The sequence below is a fragment of the Streptococcus sp. 27098_8_73 genome (genome assembly GCF_041432495.1).
Classification (GTDB): Bacteria; Bacillota; Bacilli; order Lactobacillales; family Streptococcaceae; genus Streptococcus.
This window is the reverse complement of the sequence record NZ_JAPVZT010000007.1, coordinates 80,225-106,087: the sequence shown is the minus strand read 5'-3', so window position 1 is coordinate 106,087 and position 25,863 is coordinate 80,225. Positions and strand designations below refer to the sequence as shown.

Sequence of the window (25,863 nt, the reverse complement as noted above, 5' to 3'; positions counted from 1 at the left end):
CTTGAGTACAAGCCTCAGTGCCTCAATTAGTGCTTCAGATTCAGCAAGTACCAGCTTGAGCACTAGCCTCAGTGCCTCAATTAGCGCTTCAGATTCAGCAAGTACAAGTTTGAGCACTAGCCTCAGTGCTTCACTCAGTGCCTCAGATTCATCAAGCACCAGCTTGAGTACAAGCCTCAGTGCCTCAATTAGCGCATCAGATTCAGCAAGTACAAGTTTGAGTACCAGTCTAAGTGCCTCTGATTCAACAAGTACAAGCATGAGTACTAGTCTAAGTGCTTCAATCTCAGCAAGCGAGAGTGCCTCGTCTTCTGTAAGCAGTAGCCAATCAGTCTCAACAAGCGAGAGCACTTCAGTGTCATTGAGCGCTAGTGCGTCAGCTCTTGCAAGTGAAAATGATTTGGCATCACTGAGCGTAAGCGAATCTCTATCAGCAAGCGCAAGCTTCAGCACTAGTGTATCGGCTTCACTCAGCGCGTCAGATTCAACAAGTACAAGTGTAAGTACATCTACATCGCTTAGTGATAGCCTTTCAAGCAGCTTGAGTACAAGTGTGTCACAAGAGTCAAACTCATTCAGCTACAGTAAGGGTGATCCAACCAGCGAGTCTAAGCCAGAGTTTAACCCGCCAAGCTACCTCGCATCTGTAAGTGCAAGTACTTCAGCTTCTGTAAGTGATAGTCAGTCTATCTCTACTTCATTGAGTACAAGTGCAAGCATTTCAGGATCAATCAGTGCCAGTCATGCTATCGCTGACGATTCACTTTCAGCAAGTGCCTACTTGAGCATGAGTGTCTCTGTTTCATTGAGCACATCTGCAAGTGTGTCACTGAGTGATAGCGCAAGCATCTCTACTAGTCTGTCTGAAAGTGCATCTGTATCTAGTGTTACAAATCACTCTCAAGCACCTAAGCCACAGCCTGCACAACCAGAAAAAGTTAAGGTTACTCCAAATACTAAAGCTTTACCAAATACAGGAACTGCCAATAATCCATTAGCAGCTCTTGGATTAGGAATAGCAACGTTGGCATCAGCCTTTCTCAAGAACAAAAAGAAGAAAGAATCAACATCTGATGTGAATTTGGAAGACTAATCTTAAAACCTAGCTAAAATGATACCAGCACTTTAGCGATGGAAAGCAAATCCCAGATAGCCGTAGGCTATCTGGGGTTTTTGCTTTTTGCATGTATAGAATGTGAGTTATGCTGAGATAAAAGATAAACTGGGCAATTTAGATGTTTTGAGCCTGAGACTAGAAAGCGATGAACCAAGCTAAAAATATTGAAATTTAGTTCTGTCTACTTGTCTTTTCTTGTAGTGAGAGGGCCTTGTTGCTTGCTCTAGTTTGCTCTTGAGTATGAAGAAAATAAAAGTTTCAAAATGAGCAAAAATAATTCAATTCTTTTTTAGAAAAGGCTTGTGAGATTAGGCTGGATGTTTTAAAATAGTATAGGAGATTATCCGCTATTTATTTTTCGGAGGAAAAGAAATGTCCATTAATTGGCAAGAAATTATATTTAGCTTTTTAGGAGGCTTGGGGCTGTTCCTGTACAGTATTCGTATGATGGGTGACGGCTTGCAGCAGGCGGCAGGAGATCGTCTGCGCTATTTCATTGATAAGTACACGAGCAATCCTTTTTTAGGTGTGCTAGTTGGAATTGGGATGACAGCCCTGATCCAGTCTAGTTCAGGTGTGACAGTGATCACAGTTGGTCTGGTTAGTGCGGGGCTGTTGACCTTGCGCCAGGCTATCGGGATTGTCATGGGGGCCAATATTGGTACGACCGTGACTTCCTTCATCATTGGTTTTAAGTTGGGTGATTATGCACTTCCTTTGCTCTTTATCGGTGCGGTTTGCCTATTTTTCACAAAAAATCGCTCTGTTAACAATATCGGGCGCATCTTCTTTGGTGTTGGCGGGATCTTTTTTGCCCTCAATCTCATGAGTGGAGCCATGGAGCCGCTTAAAGATCTGCAAGTCTTTCGAGACTATATGGTTCAGCTAAGTAAAAATCCAGTTTTAGGTGTCTTTGTCGGAACGGGTTTGACCCTGCTCATCCAGGCATCATCAGCGACCATTGGGATTCTACAAAATCTCTATGCCAGCAATCTCATTGATTTGCATGGGGCCTTGCCTGTCCTCTTTGGTGACAATATCGGAACGACGATTACAGCGATCATCGCTTCCTTAGGTGCTAATATCGCAGCCAAGCGTGTCGCTGGAGCCCATGTGGCCTTTAATGTTTTGGGGACAATCATCTGTATGATTTTCTTGTTGCCTTTTACATCGCTGATTCAGTGGTTTGAGACAGCCTTGCATTTGTCACCAGAAATGACCATTGCCTTTGCCCACGGGACTTTTAATATTACCAATACCATTATCCAGTTTCCTTTTATTGGCTTTTTAGCATATTTGGTTACCAAGTTGATTCCGGGTGAAGATGAAACTGTTAAATACGAATCTCTTTACCTTGATACGATTTTGATTGACCAAGCGCCATCACTGGCTTTGGGAAATGCTAAAAAGGAACTCCTTCACTTGGGTGGCTACGCGGCTAAATCTTTCGAATTGGCCTATGATTATATTATTAACTACGAAGAAAAATCAGCTGAGAAGGGTCATAAGACTGAGGAAGCTATCAATGCCATTGATGATGAATTGACTCGCTACCTGATTGTCCTCTCTGGTCAGCAGCTCAATCCAAAAGAGAGTGAAGTCTTGACTAGCATTCTGGACTCTAGTCGTGATTTGGAGAGAATCGGTGACCACTCAGAAGCTTTGTTGAATTTGACAGACTACTTGCACCGTAAGAAAGTGGAATTTTCACCAGCTGCCTTAGCAGAGTTGGAAAACATTTATCAACTGACCTTGGACTTTATCAAAGAAGCTTTGACTTCTGTGGAAACAAATGATGTGGAATTGGCCAACACTTTAGAAGCTAAGCATACAGCTATTGACAAGCTAGAACGCAGCTTGCGCAAGACTCACATTGCCCGTCTCAACAAGGGAGAATGTACGCCTCAGGCTGGGGTCAACTTCATCGATATTATTTCCCACTATACTAGAGTTGCTGACCACGCCATGAATTTGGCTGAGAAAGTACAGATGGAACAAATTTAAAACAGGAGGCTGGGACAAAAGTCCTAGCCTCTCAATTGTCTTTGGATTGTCGAGCAAGACGCAGTGGTTGAGTGGGCTCTACTAGGCTGATTTCATCAGCTTTTACAGCCTTACTCAACTGTGCGGAGGTGGGACGACGAAATCGAATTCTAACGAATCACCGATTTTTGTTCCACTCTCTTTTCTTGATTTAAATAATATAATAAATTTTTCTAAAAAAGAGGTATAGACCATTTACAAATAAAATAGAAAGCGTTATAATAGAGTCAATAGAAATAGAACAAGGGAGGCAGTCAGATGCCTAAATATATCAAAGCCGATCAGTTCTTCTATCCTCAAGGAATTCGCAAAGGTGGATTTTTGGAAGTGATTGATGGAAAATTTGGAAAATTAGTAGAGGAAGTCCCTGCGGATGCAGAAGTGGTGGATTATACAGGCTACTCTGTCGCACCAGGTCTGGTGGATACCCATATCCATGGTTTTGGTGGGGTCGATGTCATGGACAATAACATCGAAGGTACCCTCCATACCATGAGTGAAGGGCTTTTGACGACTGGGGTGACTAGTTTCTTGCCGACTACGCTGACATCATCTTACGAGCAACTCCTAGCTGTGACGGAAAATATTGGTGCGCGCTATCAAGAAGCAAGTGGTGCCAAGATTCGCGGTCTCTACTTTGAAGGGCCTTACTTCACCGAAAAGTACAAGGGTGCCCAAAACCCAGCCTACATGAAGGATCCTCGTATGGATGAATTTCGTGCTTGGCAAAAGGCAGCTAATGGTCTGCTTAATAAGATTGCTTTGGCACCTGAGCGTGAGGGCGTGGAAGAATTTGTCCGCACCATCACTGATGAAGGTGTGACAGTTGCTTTGGGGCATTCTAACGCAACCTATGATGAAGCCAAGACTGCGGTCGAAGCAGGTGCTAGTGTCTGGGTGCATGCCTACAATGGTATGCGAGGCCTGACCCACCGTGAGCTAGGTATGGTTGGGGCTATGTACGAGCTGCCCCACACTTATGCGGAGCTGATTTGTGATGGTCACCACGTGGATCCCAAGGCCTGTGATATTTTGCTCAAGCAAAAGGGTCATGAACATGTAGCCCTCATCACAGACTGTATGACTGCAGGTGGGCTGGAAGACGGCGACTATATGCTGGGAGAATTTCCAGTGGTGGTAGCCAATGGCACAGCTCGTCTCAAATCGACTGGCAACTTAGCAGGATCTATCCTGCAGCTCAAGGATGGCCTGAAAAATGTGGTTGAGTGGGGCATCGCAAATCCTCACCAAGCAGTCATGATGGCCAGTCTCATCCCAGCAAAATCCGTCCACATTGACGATGTCTGTGGCCAGATCAAGGAAGGCTATGATGCCGACTTTATCGTTCTGGACAAGGATTTGGAGCTGGTTGCTACTTATCTGGATGGCGAAAAACGCTTTGAAGCTGCCTCCAGTATTCTTTAATTGAGTCTCCTTATATTTTTAGAAAGGATGGGGTAACCTGTCCTTTTTAATGTGGAGCTACATGCTTTTGATGTAGGACTTCCTAGAGTGGCTGGTGAGAATCAGGAAATGCAGAGCGTGAAAAAAACTTTCTGAGATAGGCCCTTTAAAAAATGATAAGGCTTTCTCAATGAAAGAGAAGATGTTATAATAGGGTTATCACAGACGAGGAGGACAGGATGAAAAAGATTGATTATAAATTTATGGGAATGGGCTTGGTGTTCCTCTTCTTTGGATTGCTACTGCATCGTTTCTTGATATTTATTGCTGGGTTGGCCTTTATCATTTATAGCTTTTTTAGCCGAGGCATGGCTCCAACTAAGGAAAATATCTTTAAGCCAAAGTTGTCCAAAAGAAAGAAAAAATAAGGAGAACAGATATGAAAAATTATACCCTTAACAATGGCGTCAAGATTCCAGTCTTGGGCTTTGGTACTTGGAAGGCTCAGGACGGAGAAGAGGCTTATCAGTCAGTCTTAGCCGCTCTGAAGGCTGGCTATCGCCATATTGATACAGCAGCTATCTATAAGAATGAGGAGAGTGTCGGTCGGGCAATTAAAGACAGCGGCATTCCGCGTGAGGAGCTCTTCATCACTACCAAGCTCTGGAATAGCAAGCATACCTATGAAGCGGCCTTGGAAGCCTTTGACAGCTCCATGGAGCGGTTGGGGCTGGATTATCTGGATCTCTACCTCATCCATTGGCCAAATCCTAAGCCTGTACGAGAAGACGGGGCTTGGCAAAAGCGCAATGCAGAAGTTTGGCGGGCCATGGAAGACCTTTATCAAGCTGGTAAGATCCGAGCGATCGGCGTCAGCAATTTCCTGCCTCACCATCTAGAGGCTCTGCTGGAAACAGCGCGCGTCACACCAGCTGTCAATCAAATCCGCCTAGCGCCAGGTGTCTATCAGACAGAGGCGGTGGACTTCTGCCGTGCCCATGATATCCTACTTGAAGCTTGGGGACCATTTGGCCAGGGCGAGCTCTTCCAAAATTCAGCTGTGCAGGCGATAGCAGATAAGTATGGCAAGACCATTGCCCAAATCGCCCTAGCTTGGAGCTTACAAGAAGGCTTTCTACCCCTGCCTAAGTCAGTCACTCCGAGCCGGATTACTAGCAATCTAGACTGCTTTGATATTGAACTGAGTCCAGCTGATCTAGAAATTCTTAAAAATATCAGCGGTTTGGAAGGCGGGGCACCTAATCCAGATGGGATGGATTTTTAAACCTCTGACGGATATCTTTTTAGTTGAAATCAAGCTACTTGGTATCTTAGTGATTAGTATTTAAGGAAGTTTTATAGTGACCTAGGCCTCGGCTGGTCACTTTTCCTATAGATTCATGGTAACCTAGGCTTCGGCCGGTCACTTTTTCTATAGTTTCGTGGCATTCTAGGTCTCGGCCAGCTACTTTTCCTATAGTTTCGTGGCAACCTAGGTCTCGGCTGGTCACTTTTCCTATAGATTCATGGCAATCTAGGCCTCGGCCGGCCACTTTTCCTATAGAATCATTGCAATCTAGGCCTCGGCTAGCTACTTTTCCTATAGAATCGTGATAATCTAGGCCTCGGCTGGTCACTTTTCCTATAGGATCATTGCAACCTAGGCCTAGAAGACTCTTTTCTCTTTTATTTATAAAATCAATTGCTCCTCAGTCAACTTGTCGTCAAAAACAAGTGCCAGATGAGGGGCGATTTTTTGTAGTTTTATTTTGAAAAAGAAGAGGAAGAGCTGGAAAGAGACTCCGTTTTTTGAAAAAATGCCCCTTTCAGGGATAAAAAATGACATTTTAGGGCAAGAGACCCCAAGTTTCATCTCTACATGCTATACTTGCTTTATCAAAAATATTGGAGAGGTTTTATGATGAACACTACTTACACCATTCGCCCCTTGTCTTATAGCAATCTGACCCACCGTGAGTTTGAGAGTCTAATGGTTGATTCTTATCAGCTACTCACGATTTTTACGAGCTCCTATAGAGATGAGGATATGTACAGCAAGCACCTAGAGGGCTTTCATAGCAAGCTAGAGCAGTTTCAGGCTCAATTGGCCAATGTGGAAAAGAAAGACTCTATGAGTCTCGTAGAACTAGACAAGGAGCGAGATAACGCTCTGGTTGGTCTGTTTACCTTGCATAAGGGCTTTGCCAAAATCAAAGACAGAGACTTGAAAGAAGCCTATGAAGTCTTGCTGCCAGTCTTTAAAAAGTATAAGGATATTACCAAGCATACCAATGCTGTCGCAACGGCTGAGATTAAGAGTCTGCTCAAAACATTGCAGGAAGAGCCTTATCAGGGAGCTGTGACGAATCTAGGCCTTCTCCCTATGATGACGGCTGTGATAGCGGCCCAAGCGGACTATGATAAGGTAGAAGCAGAAGCGCGTGCAGCCAAGTCAGCCAAGGAAGTCGGTAAAACCAAACAGCTACGCAGTGAAATCTCCCGTACCTACGACCTCTTTGTGCGCTACACAGCAGCCGTCGCAGAAGCCTATCCAGATAGAGCCCACTTGGCTAAGCTCCTCAAAGACCTCAATACGATCCGAGATAACAAGCGCCGTTTGACTAGCTCGAATAAGAAGGATAAAAAAGTTAAAGTAGAAGAAATAATAACAGTGTCAGGATAAAAAAACGTCTTTAGATATATTATATCTAAAGACGTTTTTTGGTGGATTCATGGTATAATTTTACTAAGGTATAGAGGAGGAAGTAAAATGGAAGATAGGTTCCCAAGAGAAGCATTATTTGAAAAATTTTTTTCAGAAAAAATTCTGTTTGAATTAGGTGTCATTTCAAAAGAAGACTTGTTTTTTGAAAAGGGTAGTTTTAAGATATTGAAAAAAATAAACGAAATAGAATGTTTCAAAGAACTTGAGTATGATAAGCCGCAAAATTTTATTTTTGAAAATAATCTTCCTAAAGGTGGAATTGGAATTATAGATAAAAATTCAATTAATGGGAAAGGAAAAAAAGGCCGTCCGCTATTTAGTGGTACTGGATTTGATTCCGGCCATATTTTAGGAAAACAGCTTTTTCAAGGGAAGAAAGGTTTTGATACTAGAAAAAATAATAGGGAAAACATCTATAAGCAAACTAAGTGGTCTAATATAGGGAATCACCATACGGCAGCACATGGCTATAATCAAACATACTATGAAAATGTCATTGTATATCAAATTAGAGAAAAAACTCCAGAGGCAATAATTAAGTATAGAGCCGATTTAATATATGATTTAAATGATAAAATAGCAAAAGGTATTCACATTAGAAGTAGTTGTGAGCAAAATGAGTTGTTAAATTTCAATGTCTTTGTTCCAAATGTTGAAGTTGAAGGGCTAATTAATTATAAAGAGGATAAATTACTAATCTTAAAATAATGAAGGAGTATTAGGAATGAAAGTTCAATATTTTAATGTTTTTTTGTGTCGTAATGGTGAGAAGACAGATTATGATTTATCAAAGTTAATTGATAAAATTCGAGGATCTTCCCCTGTAGAAAGAACTGTTAAATTAGGGAGCCAACAAACGCTTTTTATGAATAATAGCAGAGAACCTTTATACAGAAGAACGACTGGTTCTTCTTTGGATGGTTTTGAGTATCTTCCTAAGAATAGGACAGCATGGATTGGAAAGTATCGAAGCGAAAAACCATATGAAGGAAAGATAGGTCAAGAAGAGATTAAACAAATAGATGGTGACCTTTTCGAACCCAGTGTTTGCTTAATCATTCCTACTTCTTACCTCTTTTTGATGGAAAGAAAATTTTTAGGTCCCTCAATAAATCAAATTGGAGAGTATTTGTCAAGTTTTGTAAAGAGTAAAGATCCCAATGTAAAGTACTCAGTGAAGTTTGAACCAATGAAAAAAGATAGTTTGAAACCTCTGATAGAAGCTTCTGATAGTATAAAATCAATTGTAATTCAAATTAAAAATGAAGGTTTTCAGTTGTCAAATTTATTTCCAAATATTAATGATAGTAATCAAACGTTATTAGAGAAGTTATTTGGGAATATGATAGAAGTGTCTGAGGAATTAAATATAAATACTACAACTGTAGCATTCAAGAAGAGTCGTTTTCAACGAGAAATGGATGTAAAACGTGTTGATAGTATATTGAAATTATTAAATCCTGAGAATAAGAATTTAATTTCTGCAAAAGTTGAATTTTTAAATCCCGAAACACATGTAGTTGATGAGGTAGATTTAAAAAATGATGGTTTATATATTCTTGAGAAAACTTCATTAAAGACTGATGATTTTTATAAATTAGCTAATTTAATGACAAAGCACTATTATGATGACCAAAATCGTAATAAGGATCTTCAATATACTTTATTTGGTGATTTGTTACCAATTGATGAGAATGAATTTGAGATTGTAACTGAAGATAGCTTATAAAAATCTAAAAACTAGAAAGGAGATATTAGCGTGCTTAAATTTATTGATAAATATTTTTGGTGGTGTCTACTTGTCATAATTGTAATGGTTATTTCAATGTCTCTTTTACTAGGAAACTATTCAGGCTTGTATTGTTGGTTTTACAAAAATGCTTATTTAGATAATACAAATTTAGTAACCATATCAACAGTTTTTATTGGAATTTATTTTTCTTTATATGGTTTTTTTACAAGTGCTGATACTAATTCTTTTATAGCAAAACTTAAATTGAAAGAGTATAAAAGGCTTATCTCAATAATTAATAGAGGATTTATATCCAGTTTTACTATTGTTTTATTTTCTTTTGTAAATGAGATCTTATACCATTTGCTAGATAGAGTTTATATTTTATTTTTATTATTAGTTTTTATTTTACTTATAGGATCTGCACTTCAAATAGCAATTTATTTTAGTTTGTTACTTAGAAATGATATAAATACAAAATATAATAGTCTAAAAGAAGATATTAAAAAAGAAAATTTAGATGATGAAATACGTGGAAAATTGAAACAATTTTTAGATAGAGAATTATAAAAGTCAAATAGATAAAATAATTTCTAATTTATATAGTGTAACAAAAAGTGAATTATACCAATCACTAAAACTACACAAATAATTTAAGAAAAAGAATTAGTTCTGTATAGGGCTAGGTCTTTTTTGTTTAACTGGTTTGTTCCTCTGTATAGTACTTTCTCGTTAGTTTGCTCGTTTCAAGTTATCCATTATTTCACGGATGATAGTTATGAATTATGCCCATATAAGTTAATTCCCTATAAAAAGCACCCCAATCGTTAGATTTTATGTCTAACTTTTGAGGTGTGCTTTTTATTGCAATCTGTTTTATTTATCAATACAATTTCAAGTCACGAGGATCGACCGGGAAGGTTGGATTGTATGGGTTGTGACGTAGTTTGAAGTGTTTGACATCTTCGATGGTTTGAGTTCCAGATAGTTGCATGACGGTTTTTAATTCGGCATTTAGGTGTTCAAAGACTTGACGAACACCGACGCTACCACCAAGGGCTAATCCATAAATGACAGGTCGTCCAATGGCTACCAAGTCTGCTCCTGAAGCCAAGGCTTTAAAGACGTGTTGGCCGCGGCGAATACCAGAGTCAAAGACAATTGGTACACGTTTATCAACTGCTTCAGCGACTTCTTGAAGCGAGTCAAATGCAGCTGGTCCACCGTCGATTTGGCGGCCACCGTGGTTGGTTACCCAGATTCCAGAAGCACCTGCGGCAAGTGAACGTTCAACGTCTTCACGGCATTGAGGGCCTTTGACATACACAGGCAGACCTGAGTATTCGGCGATAAATTCTACATCTCGTGGCGACAAGCGTTGCTTAGCTGATTTATAAACAAAGTCCATGGACTTACCAGCACCTTCTGGCAAGTATTCTTCAACGATAGGCATACCAACTGGGAAAACAAAGCCATTGCGCCTATCAACTTCACGATTGCCCCCTACAGTCGCATCCGCAGTTAAGACAATGGCTGTGTGGCCTTCTGCCTTGACACGATCCATGATATGGCGGTTAATCCCGTCATCTTTGCTGAAGTAAAATTGGAACCAGTGCGGTGTTCCTTGGAGGGCTTGAGAAATTTCTGGAAGATCAACTGTGGAGTAGGAGCTGGTTGTATAAAGAGAGCCAAACTCATGTACACCACGCGCAGTAGCCACTTCCCCTTGCTCATTTGCTAATTTATGGGCTGCAACAGGCGCCATGATAATCGGTGAAGACAGTTTTTCGCCTGCAAATTCAATCTCAGTGCTTGGATTTTCCACATCACAGAGTGTATGAGGAACAATGAGTTTATGATTAAAAGCTCGAATGTTCTCGCGTAAAGTGAACGTGTCCTCAGCTCCACTCGCGATGTAGCCAAAAGCAGCTTTAGGAATGACTTGCTGCGCCATGGGCTCCAGATCATAGGTGTTAATAAAATCCACAGGGCCTTCAGCATTGCTTGTTTTGTATGACATAAAATGTCCTCCTTGATAAAAGTAAACGTTTACTTTTTGATTTACAGGAACATCTTAACTCTTTTTCATATCATTTTCAAAAAATTTGTCTGGAAGTTTCAGAGTCTAATAAATATGATAAATATTTTCTATCATTGTGATAGAAAATACATATTATCCAAACATGCCTTTTAGTGCTACAATAGCTGTATTATTCCTAGATGGGAGGTTCTCTTTTTGGATTGGTCCATTGTTGAACAATATCTACCATTATATCAAAAGGCATTTTTTCTAACCCTACATATCGCAGTTTGGGGCATTTTGGGAGCTTTTCTAGTTGGTTTACTTGTTAGTATCATCCGACATTATCGCATCCCTGTTTTGGCACAGCTAGCTACAGCTTATATTGAATTGTCTCGAAATACACCTCTTTTGATTCAACTCTTCTTTCTCTACTTCGGGCTTCCCCGAATAGGGATTGTCCTTTCCTCGGAGGTCTGTGCAACGCTGGGACTCATCTTTTTGGGAGGCTCCTACATGGCGGAATCCTTCCGAAGTGGGCTAGAATCGGTTAGTCAAACCCAGCATGAGATTGGCTTAGCCATAGGCCTGACACCACTGCAGGTCTTTCGCTACGTGATTCTGCCTCAAGCCACGGCAGTTGCTCTGCCATCTTTCAGTGCTAATGTGATTTTCCTAATCAAGGAAACCTCTGTCTTTTCTGTAGTTGCCCTAGCTGACCTCATGTATGTTGCCAAGGACTTGATTGGGCTTTACTATGAGACAGATATTGCACTGTCTATGTTGGTAGTGGCCTATCTTATCATGCTCCTACCTATCTCATTGCTTTTTAGTTGGATAGAAAGGAGGCTCCGCCATGCAGGATTCGGGAATACAAGTACTCTTTCAGGGAAATAATCTCCTGCGGATCTTACAAGGATTGGGAGTCACAATTGGTATTTCCATCCTCTCTGTCCTCTTGTCTATGATTTTCGGTACGGTCATGGGAATCATCATGACCTCTCATTCTAGAGTCGTTCGCTTCCTGACACGCTTTTATCTGGAATTTATCCGTATCATGCCCCAGCTGGTTCTGCTCTTCATTGTTTATTTCGGCTTAGCTCGAAATTTTAATATCAACATCTCTGGGAAAACTTCCGCTGTTATCGTTTTTACCCTCTGGGGAACAGCTGAAATGGGGGATTTGGTTCGTGGAGCCATTACTTCCCTTCCCAAACATCAATTTGAAAGCGGGCAGGCGCTTGGTTTGACTAGAGTCCAACTTTACTACTATATCATCATCCCGCAGGTCTTGAGAAGACTGCTTCCGCAGGCCATCAACTTGGTTACTCGGATGATCAAAACGACTTCCTTGGTTGTTTTGATTGGGGTCGTTGAAGTCACAAAAGTGGGGCAGCAGATCATCGACAGCAATCGCTTGACCATTCCAACTGCTTCCTTTTGGATTTATGGAACCATACTGGTCTTGTACTTCGCAGTTTGCTTCCCTATCTCTAAACTATCTACTCACTTAGAAAAACACTGGAGGAACTAAATGTCTGATACCATATTAGAAATCAAGGATCTGAAAAAATCCTTCGGAGATAATCCCATCCTCCAAGGTCTTTCCCTAGAAATCAAAAAAGGGGAAGTAGTGGTTATTCTAGGGCCATCTGGTTGTGGGAAAAGTACCCTGCTTCGCTGCCTTAACGGCCTAGAAAGCATTCAAGGTGGAGATATTCTTCTGGATGGTCAGTCCATTATTGGAAGCCAGAAAGACTTTCACTTGGTTCGTCAAAAGATTGGCATGGTCTTTCAAAGTTATGAACTCTTTCCCCATCTGGACGTTTTGCAGAACCTTATCTTAGGTCCTATCAAAGCACAAGGACGGGATAAGAAAGAAGTGACGGAAGAAGCCCTACAATTACTGGAACGCGTCGGACTGCTCGATAAACAACATAGTTTTGCTCGCCAATTATCTGGTGGACAGAAACAACGAGTGGCGATTGTCCGTGCCCTTCTCATGCATCCAGAAATTATCCTTTTTGACGAGGTGACGGCCTCACTGGATCCAGAAATGGTGCGTGAGGTCCTCGAACTCATCAACGACCTAGCTCAAGAAGGGCGCACCATGATCTTGGTGACCCACGAAATGCAGTTTGCCCAAGCCATTGCAGATCGGATTATCTTCCTCGACCAAGGGAAGATTGCTGAAGAAGGAACGGCTCAGTCTTTCTTTACCAATCCACAAACCAAACGAGCACAAGAATTTTTAAACGTTTTTGACTTCAGCCAATTTGGCTCATATTTATAAAGGAGATTCTTATGAAACTACTCAAATCACTCTTAACTGTTTTGGCACTTGCCTTTGCCCTTATCTTTGTCACAGCTTGTAGCTCAGGCGGAAATACTACTTCTTCATCTGGCAAAACTACTGCTAAAGCTCGCACTATTGAGGAAATCAAAAAAAGTGGTGAACTTCGAATTGCTGTATTTGGAGACAAGAAACCTTTTGGTTATGTAGACAACGACGGTTCTTACCAAGGTTATGACATCGAACTGGGAAATCAGCTGGCCAAAGACCTCGGTGTTAAGGTGAAATACGTTTCTGTTGATGCTGCCAACCGTGCGGAATACTTGATTTCTAACAAGGTGGACATCACCCTTGCCAACTTTACCGTCACAGACGAGCGTAAGAAACAAGTTGACTTTGCCCTTCCATATATGAAGGTTTCACTGGGTGTTGTATCTCCTAAGAAAGGTGTCATCACAGATGTTAAACAGCTTGAAGGCAAGACTTTGATTGTCACAAAAGGAACTACTGCTGAAACTTACTTTGAGAAAAATCATCCAGAAGTCAAACTTCAAAAATATGACCAATATAGTGACGCTTATCAAGCTCTCTTGGATGGACGTGGAGATGCCTTCTCGACTGACAACACTGAAGTTCTAGCTTGGGCTCTTGAAAATAAAGGATATGAAGTAGGAATTACTTCACTTGGTGACCCAGATACCATCGCACCAGCAGTCCAAAAAGGAAACAAAGAGTTGCTTGATTTCATCAATAAAGACATTGAAAAATTGGGCAAGGAAAACTTCTTCCACAAGGCTTATGAAAAGACTCTTCACCCAACCTACGGTGATGCTGCAAAAGCAGATGACCTCGTCGTTGAAGGTGGAAAAGTAGAATAGAAGCGTTGGTCAAGTAGAAAAATCAGCCTTAAAAAATGAACCGCATCTTAACAGTTAGACAGAAAGAGTCTAGCAGTTGAGGTGCGGTTCAAATTGTGTTTGTTTGATTTGTTTTGATTTCTATAAGTAGAGCTCAGTTAGCTTGTGAGCTACACCGTCTTGGTCATTAGTGAGTTCAAGCTGTTGGTCAGCATAAGGCAGCAGGGTTTCACTGGCGTTTTTCATGGCATAGCCTGTTCCCGCAAATTCCAGCATTTCGGTATCATTGTGCTCGTCACCAAAAACAATCAGGTCCTTGCGATCGACATTGAGGATGTTGAGCAGGTACTGGAGGGCGAAGGCTTTGTTAACACCTTTAGGGCCGCACTCAAGGATATTGAGAGGACCGCCCCAGGTATTGATGGAGAGTTCGTGCTGATAAAAGGCATTCATCTCTTCAGCCAGAGCGTATTTGTCTGTGGCATGGGTTTGCAGCAGGATAGCATTTGGATTTTTGGTGACTAGCTGGGCCTGAAATTGATTTTCTGGCTTAAAATTATCAATGCCAAAGAGCTTGGGATCTGCGATTCCTTCGTTTGTATTGGTGATGTAGAATTTCTTGCGGTATTCACCAGCGATGAAATCGGCTTCGATTTCTTCTTTTCGTTGGACCATATCCAGCAAGAAAGACTTGTCTACGGTCAAGGATTGTTCAAATTCCCACTTTTGCTCAGGGATATGAGTCAAAGAGCCGTTGAAATTTATCATGGGAGTATTCAGCTCTAATTCTTTATAGAAATCCAGAGCCATGCGGTAAGGACGGCCGGTTGTGATGATGACCTTATGTCCTTTAGCCGATATTTTTTTGATAGTTTCTTTGGTAAAATCAGAAATCTTACTCTCAGAATTGAGCAAGGTTCCGTCCAAATCTACAGCAATTACTTTATTCGTCATTCTTTTTCCTCGTACAGTATCAATCAGTATAGTAAATCTATTATAACAGAATTAAGAATAAATGACACAAGTTGTGGTATAATGTTTCCTCAATAGCTAAGATGAAAGATGTCTGCTGACAGTCTATAAGCGAAGAGAGTTAAAGTAAGGGGAGGATCTTGTATGCGTAAACCAATTTTAATTCACATTTTTTTCCTACTAATTGCATTTGTTGTGTATATTCAGGGGATTACGGTTCAGGGGCCGGACCTGATCTGGAATATGATTCTGGCCTTAATTGCCTATGACGCTGCGGTCTTAACGACGATATCTAAGAAGCAGAAATGGCTTTATCCACTTTTGTTGGTGGTTTGGTTGGCCTTTTATCCTAATACTTTTTATATGCTGACGGACTTGGTGCACATGACTTGGGTAGGAGATACCCTGTGGAACCCTGTCAGCATGCACCTATTTATGGCTTTTGTGCCGAGCATTTTATTTGGCGTTTACTGCGGGATTGAAAGCTGGAATATTTTGCGCGAGCGCTGGAAGTGGACTTGGTGGCTGGATATGCTTGTGGTTGCAGGGCTGTCTTATCTGTCGAGTCTAGCCATCTACATCGGTCGTTATGATCGTCTCAATTCCTGGGATCTGGTGACGCGGCCCCAGCTAGTTGTCCAAAAATTACTGGAAACCTTTCAGAAGGATCGTCTGGTATTTATCCTTGGATTTACCTTTATCCAAATCATGACTTTGCTCTTTTTAAGCAGGGAAAATAAAAAATAAGACACTTTAAAGTATTTTTTGGAGCAATGGGCTTGAAAAAGTGAATGTTTTTGAGTATAATCATAGTATTGTTCGTAAATAACGAATAAGCAGCACTGTATAAAAGAAAATCAGGAGTCCTCTTTTATACAGTTGCCATAAAACAATTTAGGAGATTATCTATAATGGATAAATTATTTAAACTCAAAGAGCACGGTACGGATGTTCGTACGGAAGTTCTCGCTGGGTTAACAACTTTCTTTGCTATGAGCTATATCCTCTTTGTCAATCCAGCCATGCTGTCGCAAACAGGTATGCCAGCTCAAGGTGTCTTTCTGGCTACGATCATTGGTTCTGTCGCTGGAACACTCATGATGGCCTTTTATGCCAACCTCCCTTACGCACAGGCGCCGGGTATGGGTCTCAATGCTTTCTTTACCTTCACGGTTGTCTTTAGTCTGGGCTATACTTGGCAAGAAGCTTTGGGTATGGTCTTCATCTGTGGCCTGATCTCACTCTTCATTACTCTGACTAAGATTCGGAAGGCAATTATCGAGTCTATTCCATCAGCTTTGCGTTCAGCTATTTCAGCAGGTATCGGTGTCTTTCTAGCTTATGTAGGGATTAAAAATGCGGGACTTTTGAAGTTTTCAATCGATCCAGGCAACTATGTAGTAGCTGGTAAGGGAGCTGACCAAGCGAAAGCTGCTATTACAGCAAACTCAGCTGCAACTCCAGGATTAGTTGATTTTAATAATCCAGCAGTTTTGCTGGCTTTACTTGGTCTAGCGATTACAGTTTTCTTTGTTATCAAGGGCATCAAAGGTGGCATTATCTTGTCTATCTTTACAACGACAGTCGTAGCGATTGCTGTTGGCTTAGTAAACCTATCTGCGATTGACTTTGGTCAGCATAATCTGTCAACAGCTCTGAAAGAACTTGGACAAGTGTTCGGGGTTGCGGTTGGTCCAGAAGGCTTGGGAGCTCTCTTTGCTGATACGGCACGCCTGCCTCAGACATTTATGGCTATCCTAGCCTTCTCTCTGACCGATATCTTTGATACCATTGGTACCTTGATCGGAACTGGTGAAAAAGTGGGGATCGTCGCAAGCTCTGGTGAAAATCATGAGTCAGAAGGTTTGGACAAGGCTCTGTACTCAGACTTGATCGGTACGACTATCGGTGCAATTGCCGGAACATCTAACGTTACTACTTATGTAGAGTCTGCAGCTGGTATCGGAGCTGGCGGACGGACTGGCTTGACAGCTCTGGTTGTAGCGGTCTGCTTTGCAGTATCTAGCTTCTTTAGCCCGCTTTTGGCCATCGTTCCAACAGCAGCAACTGCACCAATCTTGATTGTCGTTGGGATCATGATGCTTGGCAGTCTGAAAAATATCCAGTGGGATGATATGGCAGAAGCTGTCCCAGCTTTCTTTACCTCTATCTTCATGGGCTTCACTTACAGCATCACAAACGGGATTGCAGCAGGATTTATCATGTATGCTCTTGTGAAGGTCATCAAAGGTCAAGCTAAGGATGTGCATCCAATGATTTGGATTTTAAACTTGCTCTTCATCCTTAACTTTATCAGCCTAGCTCTTTCTTAAGAATCAGTATTAAGAAGTTGGAAATCTTCCAGCTTCTTTTTTATGCGAGAAAAATATTTGTGAATGATCTTAGTTTCTTTTTGATAGAAGTGAGTGGCTTGTTTTCGATAAAAGATTTGGAGGTCTATCTAATTTTTTTCAAACATTTTGCTTCCTCTATTAGAAAATTGAGCGCAAATGCAAATCTTCTGGTATAATAAAAGAATGTTTAGTCATAATGAAGAAGAATTAATCAACTTGGGTCAACGTCTCGGTAGCTTGCTTCAGGAGCAAGATGTTTTGGTTTTGACAGGAGACTTGGGTGCGGGTAAGACGACCTTTACCAAGGGCTTGGCCCAAGGTCTGGGCATCAAGCAGATGATCAAAAGTCCGACCTATACCATTGTTCGCGAGTATGAAGGACGTTTGCCGCTTTATCATTTAGATGTCTATCGGATTGGTGAAGATCCAGACTCGATTGACTTGGATGATTTTCTCTTTGGTGAGGGAGTTACGGTCATCGAGTGGGGAGAATTGCTAGGTGAGAGTTTACCAGATGATTATCTGAAGCTGACTCTTCTAAAGAAAGAAGACGGCCGCGAGCTAGTCTTTGAAAGTCAGGGGCGCCGTTCTCAGGAACTGCTGGAGGAATTGCTGCATGGCTGAGTTTGAATTAGCCTTGCGGGAGGCCGAAAAGGCAGATGCTGCTGACTTGATTCGCTTTTTAAATCAAGTCGGTGCCGAGTCAGACTACATGACCTTGGATGAGGATGGAATTTTGATGGATGAAGAGCAGATGGCTCAGTTCATTCAGCGTCAAGCTGAGTCAGATAATCAGCTTTATCTTTTGGCCTTGCTTGATAATGAAATCGCTGGGATTGTCAGTATCACAGCGGATTTTCATGAGCGGATTCGTCATATTGGGCAAGTCTTTATCGTTGTCAAACAAGCCTTTTGGAATCAAGGCCTCGGTCGTATCCTGTTAGAAGAGGCTGTGGATTGGGCAGAGAATGGGAGCAATCTCCGCCGTTTGGAGTTGACTGTTCAGGTCAGAATGAACGAGCTGTTCATCTCTATAAAGAATTAGGATTTGAAATTGAAGGCCTGCAAAAAAGAGGGGCCTATTTAAGAGAAGGGATATTTCTGGATGTTTACCTGATGGGAAAACTGATAGATTGATGAAATATGTTTAAAAAAATTGTACGAATGTTTTTGAGTCTGTTCCTTGTAACGGCCATTGGAGTGGGAGGCTATGCTTGGACCATTTACAATCAGTCAACGGATGCCTTGTCCCGTACCTACAAAGGTTTTGGGAATGAAACGAACGTTATTGCCCAAACCAAGCCCCTGACAATCTTGTTGATGGGGGTCGATACAGGCAGTGGCTCGCGGTCTGATACTTGGAAGGGAAATAGTGACTCCATGCTCCTCCTATCCGTTAATCCTCAGACAAAAAAGACGGTTATGATGAGTCTGGAGCGGGACATTTTGACTCAAATCGATGAAAATGGCGAAACGACAGAAGCCAAGCTAAACGCAGCCTATGCTTATGGCGGCGCAGAATTAGCCATCGCGACCATTGAGAAAATGATGAATATCCATATTGACCGTTATATGATGATCAATATGCAAGGACTGGTTCAGCTGGTGGACGCAGTTGGTGGCATTGAGGTCAATAATACCTTTGATTTCCCGATTTCCATCGAAGAAAATGAACCGGAATATACTGCAACTGTCGAGCCAGGTAAGCATTTGATCAACGGAGACCAAGCCTTGGTCTATGCCCGCATGCGTTACCAGGATCCAGAGGGGGACTACGGTCGTCAGAAACGTCAGCGTGAGGTGATCCGAAAGGTCGTTGAGAAGGTGCTCAGTCTTAATAGTATCAGTCATTATCAAGCTATTTTGCGAGCAGTCAGCAAGAATATGCAGACCAATGTAGCGCTGGATTCGAGAAGTATTCCTCAGTTATTGGGCTACAAAGATGCCTTTAGAAGCATTCAATCTGAACAATTGCGTGGGGAAGATGCGACCTTGGCTGATGGGGGTAGCTATCAGCTGGTTACGTCTGAGCATTTACTGGAAATGCAAAATTTGATTCGGAAAAGCTTGGGCTTGTCCACGGTCAAGAGTTTGAAAACCAATGCCGTACTGTATGAAGATTTGATGGGAGGCCGGAGCCTACGTGCTTCTAGTTCAGAGAGTTCAAGCTCAGTCCAGAATGATCGAGCTATTTATAGCCAACCTAGTGAGAGCACTTATGGTAGTAGCTATAGCAGTTATAGCAGTTATAGTAGTTATAGCAACTATAGTTCCTATACTCCTGAGCCGAGCGCTAGCAGTGAACCGCCAGCAAGTTCTGCGCCTGCATCTACTCCAGCTCCGACACCGTCAGCATCATCTGCCGATCACCCCACAACATCAGCATCTTCAGAATAAACAAATCGAGGCTGGGACAAAAGTCCTAGCCTCTCAATTGTCTTTGGATTGTCGAGCAAGACGCAGTGGTTGAGTGGGCTCTACTAGGCTAATTTCATCAGCTTTTACAGCCCTACTCAACTGTGCGGAGGTGGGACGACGAAATCGAATTCTAACGAATTACCGATTTCTGTCCCACTCTCGATTTTTAATGTTTTTGAATTTTATTTTGTTAGTAATTTCCAGAAGAAATCAATAATATAGGTCAGTCCGTAAGTGTAGATGATGAGGGTGATGGGTTTGCAGAGCACGATAATCAGCATATACTTTTTGAAGGTCATCTTGGTCAAGGCGGCCAGCATACAGAGGAAATCAGCGGGACTGATAGGCCAAATCATCATAAAGATAAAGAAACGCTCAAAGCGATTGCCCTCATCCAGCCAGCCCACATACTTGTCATAGGTCCGCTTGCTGACGACGGACTGGACAAAGGCTGGTCCGTAGGTGCGAGCCAGATAGAAGATGATGGCACAGCCGATGACGATGCCGACATAGTTGTAGATGGTGCCGACGATATGTCCGTAGATAAAGATGCCTGCAACCGAGGTCAAGGCGCCAGGGATAATGGGCACGACCGTCTGCAAGATTTGCAGGAAGATAAACAGAGGTGGTCCCCAGATGCCTGCTTGTCTGATAAAGGCAGACAAGGTTTCCTTGGACTGGAGGATTCCTGCATAGTAGGCCCAGATGCAAAAGGCCACTGTCCCCACAGCTCCGATGATGGACGACCAGTTGATGATTTTTTGCAAAAAGGGAGAAACAGCTTTCATTTCTCGATCCTTGCTTGCCATAGGCACCTCCAAGAGAATTGTTCTTATATCTACTATAGCATCTTTTACCTTTTTTGTAAGCTTTGAAGCTGTAGGTGCTAAAAAGCCTATTTTATGCTATAATAGTGCGAATACGATTTTTGGAGAGAGATGTGGCGATTGAAGATTACATGCCCGACTTTGCGGTCGAGGCAGTTTACGATTTGACAGTAGAGAGTTTGAAAAGACAGGGTATCAAAGCTGTTTTGGTGGATTTGGACAACACCCTGATTGCTTGGAATAATCCTGACGGAACCCCAGAGATGAAGAAGTGGCTCCATGATTTGCGGGACGCAGGCATTCGAATTATCGTGGTGTCCAATAATAACCAAAAACGGGTCAAGCGAGCTGTTGAAAAGTTTGAAATTGACTATGTCTACTGGGCTATGAAGCCTTTCACTTGGGGCATTGACCGAGCGCTCAAGCTTTTTCATTTTGAAAAAAATGAAGTGGTCATGGTGGGCGACCAGCTCATGACAGATATTCGGGCAGCTCATCGGGCCGGGATTCGTTCGATTTTGGTCAAACCGCTGGTCGAGCACGACTCTATCAAAACTCAGATCAATCGGGCGCGTGAACGCCGCGTGCTCAATAAAATTACTGAAAAATACGGCCCAATTCAATACAAAAAAGGAATTTAAGCATGGAAGAACTTCTCTGTATCGGCTGCGGAGTCCCTATTCAGACAGAAGATAAGGGCAAGCTAGGCTACACGCCCCAGTCAGCTCTAGAAAAAGGCTTGGAGACAGGCGAACTCTATTGCCAGCGCTGTTTTCGCCTGCGCCATTATAATGAAATCAGCGATGTTCAGCTGACGGATGATGACTTTCTGCGGCTTCTGCATGAGGTTGGAGATAGCGATGCCTTGGTCGTCAATGTTGTCGACATTTTTGACTTTAATGGCTCGGTCATTCCTGGCCTGCCTCGCTTTGTCGCTGGAAATGATGTTCTCTTGGTCGGGAATAAAAAGGACATTCTGCCTAAGTCGGTCAAGGATAGCAAGGTGACCCAATGGCTGACGGAGCGCGCTCACGAAGAAGGTCTGCGTCCAGTTGATGTCATTTTGACCTCTGCTCAAAACAAGCAGGCCATTAAGGACTTGATTGACAAAATTGAGCATTGCCGCAAGGGACGTGATGTCTATGTGGTCGGCGTGACCAATGTCGGCAAGTCTACTTTGATTAACGCGATTATTCAGGAAATCACGGGCGATAAGGATATTATTACGACTTCTCGCTTCCCAGGTACGACTCTTGATAAAATCGAGATTCCTTTGGCAGACGGCAGTCATATCTATGATACACCAGGTATTATCCATCGTCACCAGATGGCTCACTATCTTTCTGCTAAGAATCTCAAATACGTCAGTCCTAAAAAGGAAATCAAGCCAAAAACCTATCAGCTCAATCCTGAGCAAACCCTCTTCTTGGGTGGTTTAGGTCGCTTTGACTTTGTGGCAGGTGACAAGCAGGGCTTCACAGCTTATTTTGACAATGAACTCAAGCTCCACCGAACCAAGTTGGAAGGTGCTAGCGACTTTTATGATAAGCATGTCGGCAGTCTCTTAGTGCCGCCAGTTGGCAAGGAAAAGGAAGAATTTCCAGCCTTGGTCAAGCATGAATTTACCATCAAGGATAAGACAGACATCGTCTTCTCAGGTTTGGGCTGGATTCGTGTCAGTGGTCCTGCTCGCGTAGCTGGCTGGGCACCAGAAGGTGTGGCGGTTGTCACTCGGAAAGCTATTATATAATACTCAGGAGAATAAATCTCCTTAAAACAAGGAAGGAAAAGGCTATGAGCAGTGGGGAGACAAGCAGGTCCCAACTGACTCAGGCCTTATAGAAGAACATGACACTAACATCAAAACAACGGGCCTTTCTAAACAGTCAGGCACATAGTCTCAAACCTATCATTCAGATTGGGAAAAATGGACTTAATGACCAAATCAAAACCAGCGTCCGTCAGGCACTGGACGCACGAGAACTGATCAAGGTCACGCTCTTGCAGAATACAGATGAGAATATCCACGAGGTCGCAGAGATTCTGGAAGAGGAAATCGGAGTGGATACGGTGCAGAAGATCGGCCGGATCTTGATTCTCTACAAGCAGTCTAGCAAAAAGGAAAATCGCAAACTCTCTGTCAAAGTCAAGCAAATTTAAGGAAAAATTTCTGTGGAGATGTCAGCCTATGGCTATTGAATTACTGACCCCTTTTACCAAGGTGGAATTAGAACCAGAAGTTAAAGATAAAAAACGCAAGCAGATTGGTATTTTAGGTGGGAATTTCAATCCTGTCCACAATGCTCATTTGGTCGTGGCGGATCAGGTCCGGCAACAGTTAGGCTTAGATCAGGTCCTGCTCATGCCAGAGTATGAGCCGCCCCATGTGGACAAGAAAGAAACCATCGATGAAAGGCATAGGCTGAAAATGCTGGAGCTGGCTATTGAGGGTATTGAAAGCCTAGGAATTGAAACTATTGAGCTGGAGCGCAAGGGAATTTCCTATACCTACGACACCATGAAGCTCCTGACAGAACAACATCCAGATACGGACTATTACTTTATCATCGGTGCGGATATGGTGGACTATCTGCCCAAGTGGTACCGGATTGATGAGCTGGTTGAGCTGGTTCAGTTTGTCGGTGTTCAGCGGCCGCGCTTCAAGGCGGGGACTTCTTACCCTGTCATCTGGGTGGATGTCCCACTTATGGATATTTCCTCCAGCATGGTGCGGGATTTCCTGGCCCAGGGACGGACTCCTAATTTCCTGCTGCCTCAGCCAGTGTTAGACTATATCGAGAGAGAAGGGCTTTACCTATGACCTATGAAAGCTATATCCGCATGAGCCGAGAGGCCTTGCTGGCTAAGATGGAAACAGTCATGCCCGAGAAGCGCCTGCGGCATTGTCTGGGTGTGGAAAAGGCTGCCCGAGAATTAGCGGAGCGCTTCGGTCTTGATGTCGAAAAAGCGGGTTTGGCAGGGCTTCTACACGACTATGCTAAGAAGGTCTCGGATGAGGAATTTCTGGCCTTGATTCACAAATACCAGCTGGATCCTGACCTGAAAAACTGGGGCAATAATGTCTGGCATGGCATGGTGGGAATTTACAAGATTCAGGAAGATTTAGGCATCGAAGATGCAGAGATTCTCCGAGCCATCGAAATCCATACAGTGGGCAGTGGCACCATGTCTGAGCTGGACAAGGTGGTCTATGTCGCCGACTACATTGAGCACAACCGGGACTTTCCAGGAGTGGACAAGGCCAGAGAGTTGGCTCAGCGGTCGCTCAATCAGGCTGTGGCCTATGAAACAGCAAGGACAGTGGAGCATCTAGCCCATAAGGGGATGCCTATCTATCCGCAGACCTTGGAGACTTATAATGCCTTTGTAGGATCTTTGAAGGAAATAGAAGAATGAAAACAGCTTTAATCATTATAGATGTACAAAATATCTTAGTGGAAACAGGTTTTCGATCTGATAAAATGATGGATAAAATTTCCTTTTTGCAGCATCAGGCTAGGAGTAAAGGTGTCGAAATTATCTATATTCAGCATATTGAAAATCTAGAAGATAGTGCATTGGAAGATTGGCAGTTGTCTCCTCTCTTGAATCGAAAGTCAGATGAAAAGGTCTTTCAGAAGAAGTATAATAGTATTTTTAAAGAGACAGGTTTGAGGGATTACTTGGATAAAGAAGATATTGGCCGTCTAGTTTTATGTGGAATGCAGACGGAATATTGTGTAGATGCATCAGTTAAAGTTGGATTTGAATTTGATTATAAACTTGTCATTCCAGAGGGTGCGTTTACAACTTTTGATGGAAAAGACGCTTCGGCAGAAAAAATAAATACATTTTACCAAAAAATTTGGGATGGACGTTTTGCGGAAGTTCTAGATTACAAAAACATTTTTAATTAAAGAGGAACTATGAAAGAACAAGAATTATTGGAACTGGTCGTGAAGGCGGCCGATGAAAAGCGTGCAGAAGATATTGTGGCTTTGGATTTGCAAGGTCTGACAACCGTGACAGATTACTTTGTCATCGTTAGCTCTATGAACAGTCGTCAGCTGGATGCGGTTGCTGAAAATATCCGTGAGAAGGCTGCTGCGGCTGGTGTTTCTGCTGGCCATGTTGAGGGAGACGCATCTGGTGGCTGGGTGCTCTTAGACTTGGGCGGCATCGTTGTCCATGTCTTTTCTGAGGAAATGCGGGCGCATTACAATCTGGAAAAGCTCTGGCATGAAGCAACTGGTGTGGATGTTGCTGCCTTATTGGAAGAAAAGAACAAGTGATTTTTTGCCCTTGGGCAGAAAGCAGAATTTGGCTCAGTCAGCCTGCTGGCTGGGCTATTTTTGAAAGGAAAAGTATGGCAACTTATGAAACCTTCGCGTCGGTTTACGATGCGATTATGGATGATTCTTTGTATGAGAAGTGGACGGATTTCAGCCTGCGTCATTTTCCCAAGGATAAGAAAAAACTGCTGGAGCTAGCATGCGGTACGGGCATTCAGTCTATTTATTTTAAGCGGGCAGGTTTCGAGGTGACGGGGCTGGATCTGAGTCAGGAAATGCTGGATTTGGCAGAGAAGCGTAGTATAAAGGCCGGTTTGGACATTCCCTTTATCCAGGGCAATATGCTGGATTTGAGTGGCGTCGGTCAGTTTGATTTGGTGACTTGTTATTCGGACTCGATTTGCTATATGGAAGACGAAGTCGATGTCAGTCAGGTCTTCACTCAAGTCTACCAGCATCTAAATGAAGGGGGCCGCTTTATCTTTGATGTGCACTCGATTTACCAGATTGACGAGGTTTTTCCAGGCTATTCCTACCATGAAAATGCTGAAACCTTTGCTATGGTATGGGATTCCTATGCGGACGAACCGCCTCATTCTATCGTGCATGAGCTGACCTTCTTTGTCCAAGACGAGGATGGGCGCTTCACGCGCCATGATGAGGTGCATGAGGAGCGGACCTATGAGATTCTGACCTATGATATCTTGCTGGAGCAGGCTGGCTTTAAGAATGTCAAGGTTTACGCGGACTTTGAGGACAAGGAGCCAACTGACAAGAGCGCTCGCTGGTTCTTTGTGGCGGAGAAATGA

Annotated in this window: 28 protein-coding genes and 2 pseudogenes; 26 read left to right on the top strand and 4 right to left on the bottom strand. The window is 42.8% G+C overall.

Annotated features, from left to right (window positions below):
- A pseudogene (locus tag O3651_RS06525) lies at window positions 1-453 on the bottom strand (hypothetical protein); the annotation flags it as partial.
- Window positions 454-553: 100 nt separating this feature from the next.
- Between O3651_RS06525 and O3651_RS06520 the strand changes: the two are divergent.
- From O3651_RS06520 to O3651_RS06480, 9 genes are all read left to right on the top strand, one after another.
- Window positions 554-1,093 carry an LPXTG cell wall anchor domain-containing protein gene (locus tag O3651_RS06520; RefSeq protein WP_371609949.1) on the top strand — a complete coding sequence of 180 codons (540 nt, stop codon included), beginning with the start codon at window positions 554-556 and terminating at the stop codon, window positions 1,091-1,093.
- A 396-nt stretch (window positions 1,094-1,489) separates the two neighbouring features.
- Window positions 1,490-3,121, top strand: a complete 1,632-nt coding sequence (locus tag O3651_RS06515; protein WP_125447652.1) for a Na/Pi cotransporter family protein — start codon at window positions 1,490-1,492, stop codon at window positions 3,119-3,121.
- Window positions 3,122-3,418: 297 nt separating this feature from the next.
- Window positions 3,419-4,585: an N-acetylglucosamine-6-phosphate deacetylase gene (gene nagA / locus O3651_RS06510; RefSeq protein WP_048763992.1), complete on the top strand. Its 1,167-nt coding sequence runs from the start codon at window positions 3,419-3,421 to the stop codon at window positions 4,583-4,585.
- Between the two features lie 218 nt (window positions 4,586-4,803).
- Window positions 4,804-4,992, top strand: a complete 189-nt coding sequence (locus tag O3651_RS06505) for a hypothetical protein (RefSeq protein WP_125388213.1) — start codon at window positions 4,804-4,806, stop codon at window positions 4,990-4,992.
- A gap of 11 nt (window positions 4,993-5,003) precedes the next feature.
- On the top strand, window positions 5,004-5,849 hold the full coding sequence (locus O3651_RS06500; protein WP_371609948.1) for an aldo/keto reductase: 846 nt from the start codon (window positions 5,004-5,006) through the stop codon (window positions 5,847-5,849).
- Between the two features lie 636 nt (window positions 5,850-6,485).
- Window positions 6,486-7,247, top strand: a complete 762-nt coding sequence (locus tag O3651_RS06495; protein WP_371609952.1) for a DUF6261 family protein — start codon at window positions 6,486-6,488, stop codon at window positions 7,245-7,247.
- Between the two features lie 87 nt (window positions 7,248-7,334).
- Window positions 7,335-7,997 (top strand): hypothetical protein, encoded by a 663-nt coding sequence (locus O3651_RS06490; RefSeq protein WP_371609947.1) that lies wholly within the window; start codon window positions 7,335-7,337, stop codon window positions 7,995-7,997.
- 16 nt (window positions 7,998-8,013) lie between these two features.
- Window positions 8,014-9,018 carry a hypothetical protein gene (locus tag O3651_RS06485; RefSeq protein ID WP_371609946.1) on the top strand — a complete coding sequence of 335 codons (1,005 nt, stop codon included), beginning with the start codon at window positions 8,014-8,016 and terminating at the stop codon, window positions 9,016-9,018.
- A gap of 30 nt (window positions 9,019-9,048) precedes the next feature.
- The gene (locus O3651_RS06480) at window positions 9,049-9,591 is read left to right on the top strand and encodes a hypothetical protein (RefSeq protein WP_371609945.1); all 543 of its coding nucleotides are present in this window, start codon (window positions 9,049-9,051) and stop codon (window positions 9,589-9,591) included.
- Window positions 9,592-9,904: 313 nt separating this feature from the next.
- On the opposite strand, the gene lctO is transcribed toward O3651_RS06480, so the two are convergent.
- Window positions 9,905-11,041, bottom strand: a complete 1,137-nt coding sequence (gene lctO, locus O3651_RS06475) for an L-lactate oxidase (RefSeq protein ID WP_371609944.1) — start codon at window positions 11,039-11,041, stop codon at window positions 9,905-9,907.
- A gap of 216 nt (window positions 11,042-11,257) precedes the next feature.
- Between lctO and O3651_RS06470 the strand changes: the two genes are divergently transcribed.
- From O3651_RS06470 to O3651_RS06455, 4 genes are read left to right on the top strand one after another with little or no spacing between them, the layout of a single operon-like run.
- A complete protein-coding gene (locus O3651_RS06470) occupies window positions 11,258-11,938 on the top strand; it encodes an amino acid ABC transporter permease (protein ID WP_371609943.1) in 681 nt (226 codons plus the stop codon).
- Complete coding sequence (locus O3651_RS06465) at window positions 11,898-12,575, top strand: amino acid ABC transporter permease (RefSeq protein WP_371609942.1); 678 nt, start codon at window positions 11,898-11,900, stop codon at window positions 12,573-12,575. Before O3651_RS06470 ends, O3651_RS06465 begins: the two co-directional genes overlap by 41 nt.
- Complete coding sequence (locus O3651_RS06460; RefSeq protein ID WP_371609941.1) at window positions 12,576-13,334, top strand: amino acid ABC transporter ATP-binding protein; 759 nt, start codon at window positions 12,576-12,578, stop codon at window positions 13,332-13,334.
- An 11-nt stretch (window positions 13,335-13,345) separates the two neighbouring features.
- Window positions 13,346-14,212, top strand: coding sequence for a cysteine ABC transporter substrate-binding protein (locus tag O3651_RS06455; protein WP_371609940.1), 867 nt, complete (start codon window positions 13,346-13,348; stop codon window positions 14,210-14,212).
- Window positions 14,213-14,332: 120 nt separating this feature from the next.
- Here O3651_RS06455 and O3651_RS06450 read toward each other — a convergent pair whose 3' ends face one another.
- Window positions 14,333-15,145, bottom strand: a complete 813-nt coding sequence (locus O3651_RS06450; RefSeq protein WP_371609939.1) for a Cof-type HAD-IIB family hydrolase — start codon at window positions 15,143-15,145, stop codon at window positions 14,333-14,335.
- A 162-nt stretch (window positions 15,146-15,307) separates the two neighbouring features.
- On the opposite strand from O3651_RS06450, the gene O3651_RS06445 reads away from it, so the two are divergent.
- The 5 genes and pseudogenes from O3651_RS06445 (at window position 15,308) to O3651_RS06425 (ending at window position 19,914) form a co-directional block, all read left to right on the top strand.
- A complete protein-coding gene (locus tag O3651_RS06445; RefSeq protein ID WP_148888248.1) occupies window positions 15,308-15,910 on the top strand; it encodes a DUF1361 domain-containing protein in 603 nt (200 codons plus the stop codon).
- A 164-nt stretch (window positions 15,911-16,074) separates the two neighbouring features.
- Window positions 16,075-17,496, top strand: a complete 1,422-nt coding sequence (locus O3651_RS06440) for an NCS2 family permease (RefSeq protein ID WP_015605350.1) — start codon at window positions 16,075-16,077, stop codon at window positions 17,494-17,496.
- 204 nt (window positions 17,497-17,700) lie between these two features.
- Complete coding sequence (tsaE, locus tag O3651_RS06435; protein ID WP_371609938.1) at window positions 17,701-18,141, top strand: tRNA (adenosine(37)-N6)-threonylcarbamoyltransferase complex ATPase subunit type 1 TsaE; 441 nt, start codon at window positions 17,701-17,703, stop codon at window positions 18,139-18,141.
- Window positions 18,134-18,654: pseudogene (locus O3651_RS06430) on the top strand (N-acetyltransferase family protein). Before tsaE ends, O3651_RS06430 begins: the two are co-directional and overlap by 8 nt.
- Window positions 18,655-18,660: 6 nt before the next feature.
- Complete coding sequence (locus tag O3651_RS06425; protein ID WP_371609937.1) at window positions 18,661-19,914, top strand: LCP family protein; 1,254 nt, start codon at window positions 18,661-18,663, stop codon at window positions 19,912-19,914.
- A 203-nt stretch (window positions 19,915-20,117) separates the two neighbouring features.
- Here O3651_RS06425 and O3651_RS06420 read toward each other — a convergent pair whose 3' ends face one another.
- The gene (locus O3651_RS06420; RefSeq protein WP_371609936.1) at window positions 20,118-20,744 is read right to left on the bottom strand and encodes a TVP38/TMEM64 family protein; all 627 of its coding nucleotides are present in this window, start codon (window positions 20,742-20,744) and stop codon (window positions 20,118-20,120) included.
- A 131-nt stretch (window positions 20,745-20,875) separates the two neighbouring features.
- Here O3651_RS06420 and O3651_RS06415 point away from each other — a divergent pair, with 131 nt between their 5' ends.
- The 8 genes from O3651_RS06415 to O3651_RS06380 all read left to right on the top strand — a co-directional run bounded on the left by O3651_RS06415 (window position 20,876) and on the right by O3651_RS06380 (window position 25,863).
- Entirely contained in the window at window positions 20,876-21,403 is a 528-nt protein-coding gene (locus O3651_RS06415) for a YqeG family HAD IIIA-type phosphatase (protein ID WP_371609935.1), read from the top strand.
- Between the two features lie 2 nt (window positions 21,404-21,405).
- The gene (gene yqeH, locus O3651_RS06410) at window positions 21,406-22,512 is read left to right on the top strand and encodes a ribosome biogenesis GTPase YqeH (RefSeq protein WP_371609934.1); all 1,107 of its coding nucleotides are present in this window, start codon (window positions 21,406-21,408) and stop codon (window positions 22,510-22,512) included.
- 98 nt (window positions 22,513-22,610) lie between these two features.
- On the top strand, window positions 22,611-22,922 hold the full coding sequence (yhbY, locus tag O3651_RS06405) for a ribosome assembly RNA-binding protein YhbY (RefSeq protein ID WP_002896287.1): 312 nt from the start codon (window positions 22,611-22,613) through the stop codon (window positions 22,920-22,922).
- 28 nt (window positions 22,923-22,950) lie between these two features.
- A complete protein-coding gene (locus tag O3651_RS06400; RefSeq protein ID WP_371609933.1) occupies window positions 22,951-23,583 on the top strand; it encodes a nicotinate-nucleotide adenylyltransferase in 633 nt (210 codons plus the stop codon).
- On the top strand, window positions 23,580-24,179 hold the full coding sequence (yqeK, locus tag O3651_RS06395) for a bis(5'-nucleosyl)-tetraphosphatase (symmetrical) YqeK (RefSeq protein ID WP_371609932.1): 600 nt from the start codon (window positions 23,580-23,582) through the stop codon (window positions 24,177-24,179). The genes O3651_RS06400 and yqeK overlap by 4 nt, the downstream gene beginning before the upstream one ends.
- A complete protein-coding gene (locus O3651_RS06390) occupies window positions 24,176-24,679 on the top strand; it encodes a cysteine hydrolase family protein (RefSeq protein WP_371609931.1) in 504 nt (167 codons plus the stop codon). The genes yqeK and O3651_RS06390 overlap by 4 nt, the downstream gene beginning before the upstream one ends.
- Window positions 24,680-24,688: 9 nt before the next feature.
- Window positions 24,689-25,054: a ribosome silencing factor gene (gene rsfS / locus O3651_RS06385; RefSeq protein ID WP_371609930.1), complete on the top strand. Its 366-nt coding sequence runs from the start codon at window positions 24,689-24,691 to the stop codon at window positions 25,052-25,054.
- A 74-nt stretch (window positions 25,055-25,128) separates the two neighbouring features.
- The gene (locus tag O3651_RS06380; RefSeq protein WP_371609929.1) at window positions 25,129-25,863 is read left to right on the top strand and encodes a class I SAM-dependent methyltransferase; all 735 of its coding nucleotides are present in this window, start codon (window positions 25,129-25,131) and stop codon (window positions 25,861-25,863) included.

Excerpts from the sequence above, each read along its gene's own strand:
- yqeH (WP_371609934.1), top strand. The coding sequence starts at position 21,406 with ATGGAAGAACTTCTCTGTATCGGCTGCGGAGTCCCTATTCAGACAGAA.
- O3651_RS06485 (WP_371609946.1), top strand. The coding sequence starts at position 8,014 with ATGAAAGTTCAATATTTTAATGTTTTTTTGTGTCGTAATGGTGAGAAG.
- nagA (WP_048763992.1), top strand. The coding sequence starts at position 3,419 with ATGCCTAAATATATCAAAGCCGATCAGTTCTTCTATCCTCAAGGAATT.
- O3651_RS06425 (WP_371609937.1), top strand. The coding sequence starts at position 18,661 with ATGTTTAAAAAAATTGTACGAATGTTTTTGAGTCTGTTCCTTGTAACG.
- O3651_RS06400 (WP_371609933.1), top strand. The coding sequence starts at position 22,951 with ATGGCTATTGAATTACTGACCCCTTTTACCAAGGTGGAATTAGAACCA.
- tsaE (WP_371609938.1), top strand. The coding sequence starts at position 17,701 with ATGTTTAGTCATAATGAAGAAGAATTAATCAACTTGGGTCAACGTCTC.
- O3651_RS06515 (WP_125447652.1), top strand. The coding sequence starts at position 1,490 with ATGTCCATTAATTGGCAAGAAATTATATTTAGCTTTTTAGGAGGCTTG.
- lctO (WP_371609944.1), bottom strand. The coding sequence starts at position 11,041 with ATGTCATACAAAACAAGCAATGCTGAAGGCCCTGTGGATTTTATTAAC.
- yhbY (WP_002896287.1), top strand. The coding sequence starts at position 22,611 with ATGACACTAACATCAAAACAACGGGCCTTTCTAAACAGTCAGGCACAT.
- O3651_RS06500 (WP_371609948.1), top strand. The coding sequence starts at position 5,004 with ATGAAAAATTATACCCTTAACAATGGCGTCAAGATTCCAGTCTTGGGC.
- O3651_RS06420 (WP_371609936.1), bottom strand. The coding sequence starts at position 20,744 with ATGGCAAGCAAGGATCGAGAAATGAAAGCTGTTTCTCCCTTTTTGCAA.
- O3651_RS06460 (WP_371609941.1), top strand. The coding sequence starts at position 12,576 with ATGTCTGATACCATATTAGAAATCAAGGATCTGAAAAAATCCTTCGGA.
- O3651_RS06455 (WP_371609940.1), top strand. The coding sequence starts at position 13,346 with ATGAAACTACTCAAATCACTCTTAACTGTTTTGGCACTTGCCTTTGCC.
- O3651_RS06445 (WP_148888248.1), top strand. The coding sequence starts at position 15,308 with ATGCGTAAACCAATTTTAATTCACATTTTTTTCCTACTAATTGCATTT.
- O3651_RS06380 (WP_371609929.1), top strand. The coding sequence starts at position 25,129 with ATGGCAACTTATGAAACCTTCGCGTCGGTTTACGATGCGATTATGGAT.
- O3651_RS06390 (WP_371609931.1), top strand. The coding sequence starts at position 24,176 with ATGAAAACAGCTTTAATCATTATAGATGTACAAAATATCTTAGTGGAA.
- yqeK (WP_371609932.1), top strand. The coding sequence starts at position 23,580 with ATGACCTATGAAAGCTATATCCGCATGAGCCGAGAGGCCTTGCTGGCT.
- rsfS (WP_371609930.1), top strand. The coding sequence starts at position 24,689 with ATGAAAGAACAAGAATTATTGGAACTGGTCGTGAAGGCGGCCGATGAA.
- O3651_RS06465 (WP_371609942.1), top strand. The coding sequence starts at position 11,898 with ATGCAGGATTCGGGAATACAAGTACTCTTTCAGGGAAATAATCTCCTG.
- O3651_RS06450 (WP_371609939.1), bottom strand. The coding sequence starts at position 15,145 with ATGACGAATAAAGTAATTGCTGTAGATTTGGACGGAACCTTGCTCAAT.
- O3651_RS06490 (WP_371609947.1), top strand. The coding sequence starts at position 7,335 with ATGGAAGATAGGTTCCCAAGAGAAGCATTATTTGAAAAATTTTTTTCA.
- O3651_RS06505 (WP_125388213.1), top strand. The coding sequence starts at position 4,804 with ATGAAAAAGATTGATTATAAATTTATGGGAATGGGCTTGGTGTTCCTC.
- O3651_RS06440 (WP_015605350.1), top strand. The coding sequence starts at position 16,075 with ATGGATAAATTATTTAAACTCAAAGAGCACGGTACGGATGTTCGTACG.
- O3651_RS06495 (WP_371609952.1), top strand. The coding sequence starts at position 6,486 with ATGAACACTACTTACACCATTCGCCCCTTGTCTTATAGCAATCTGACC.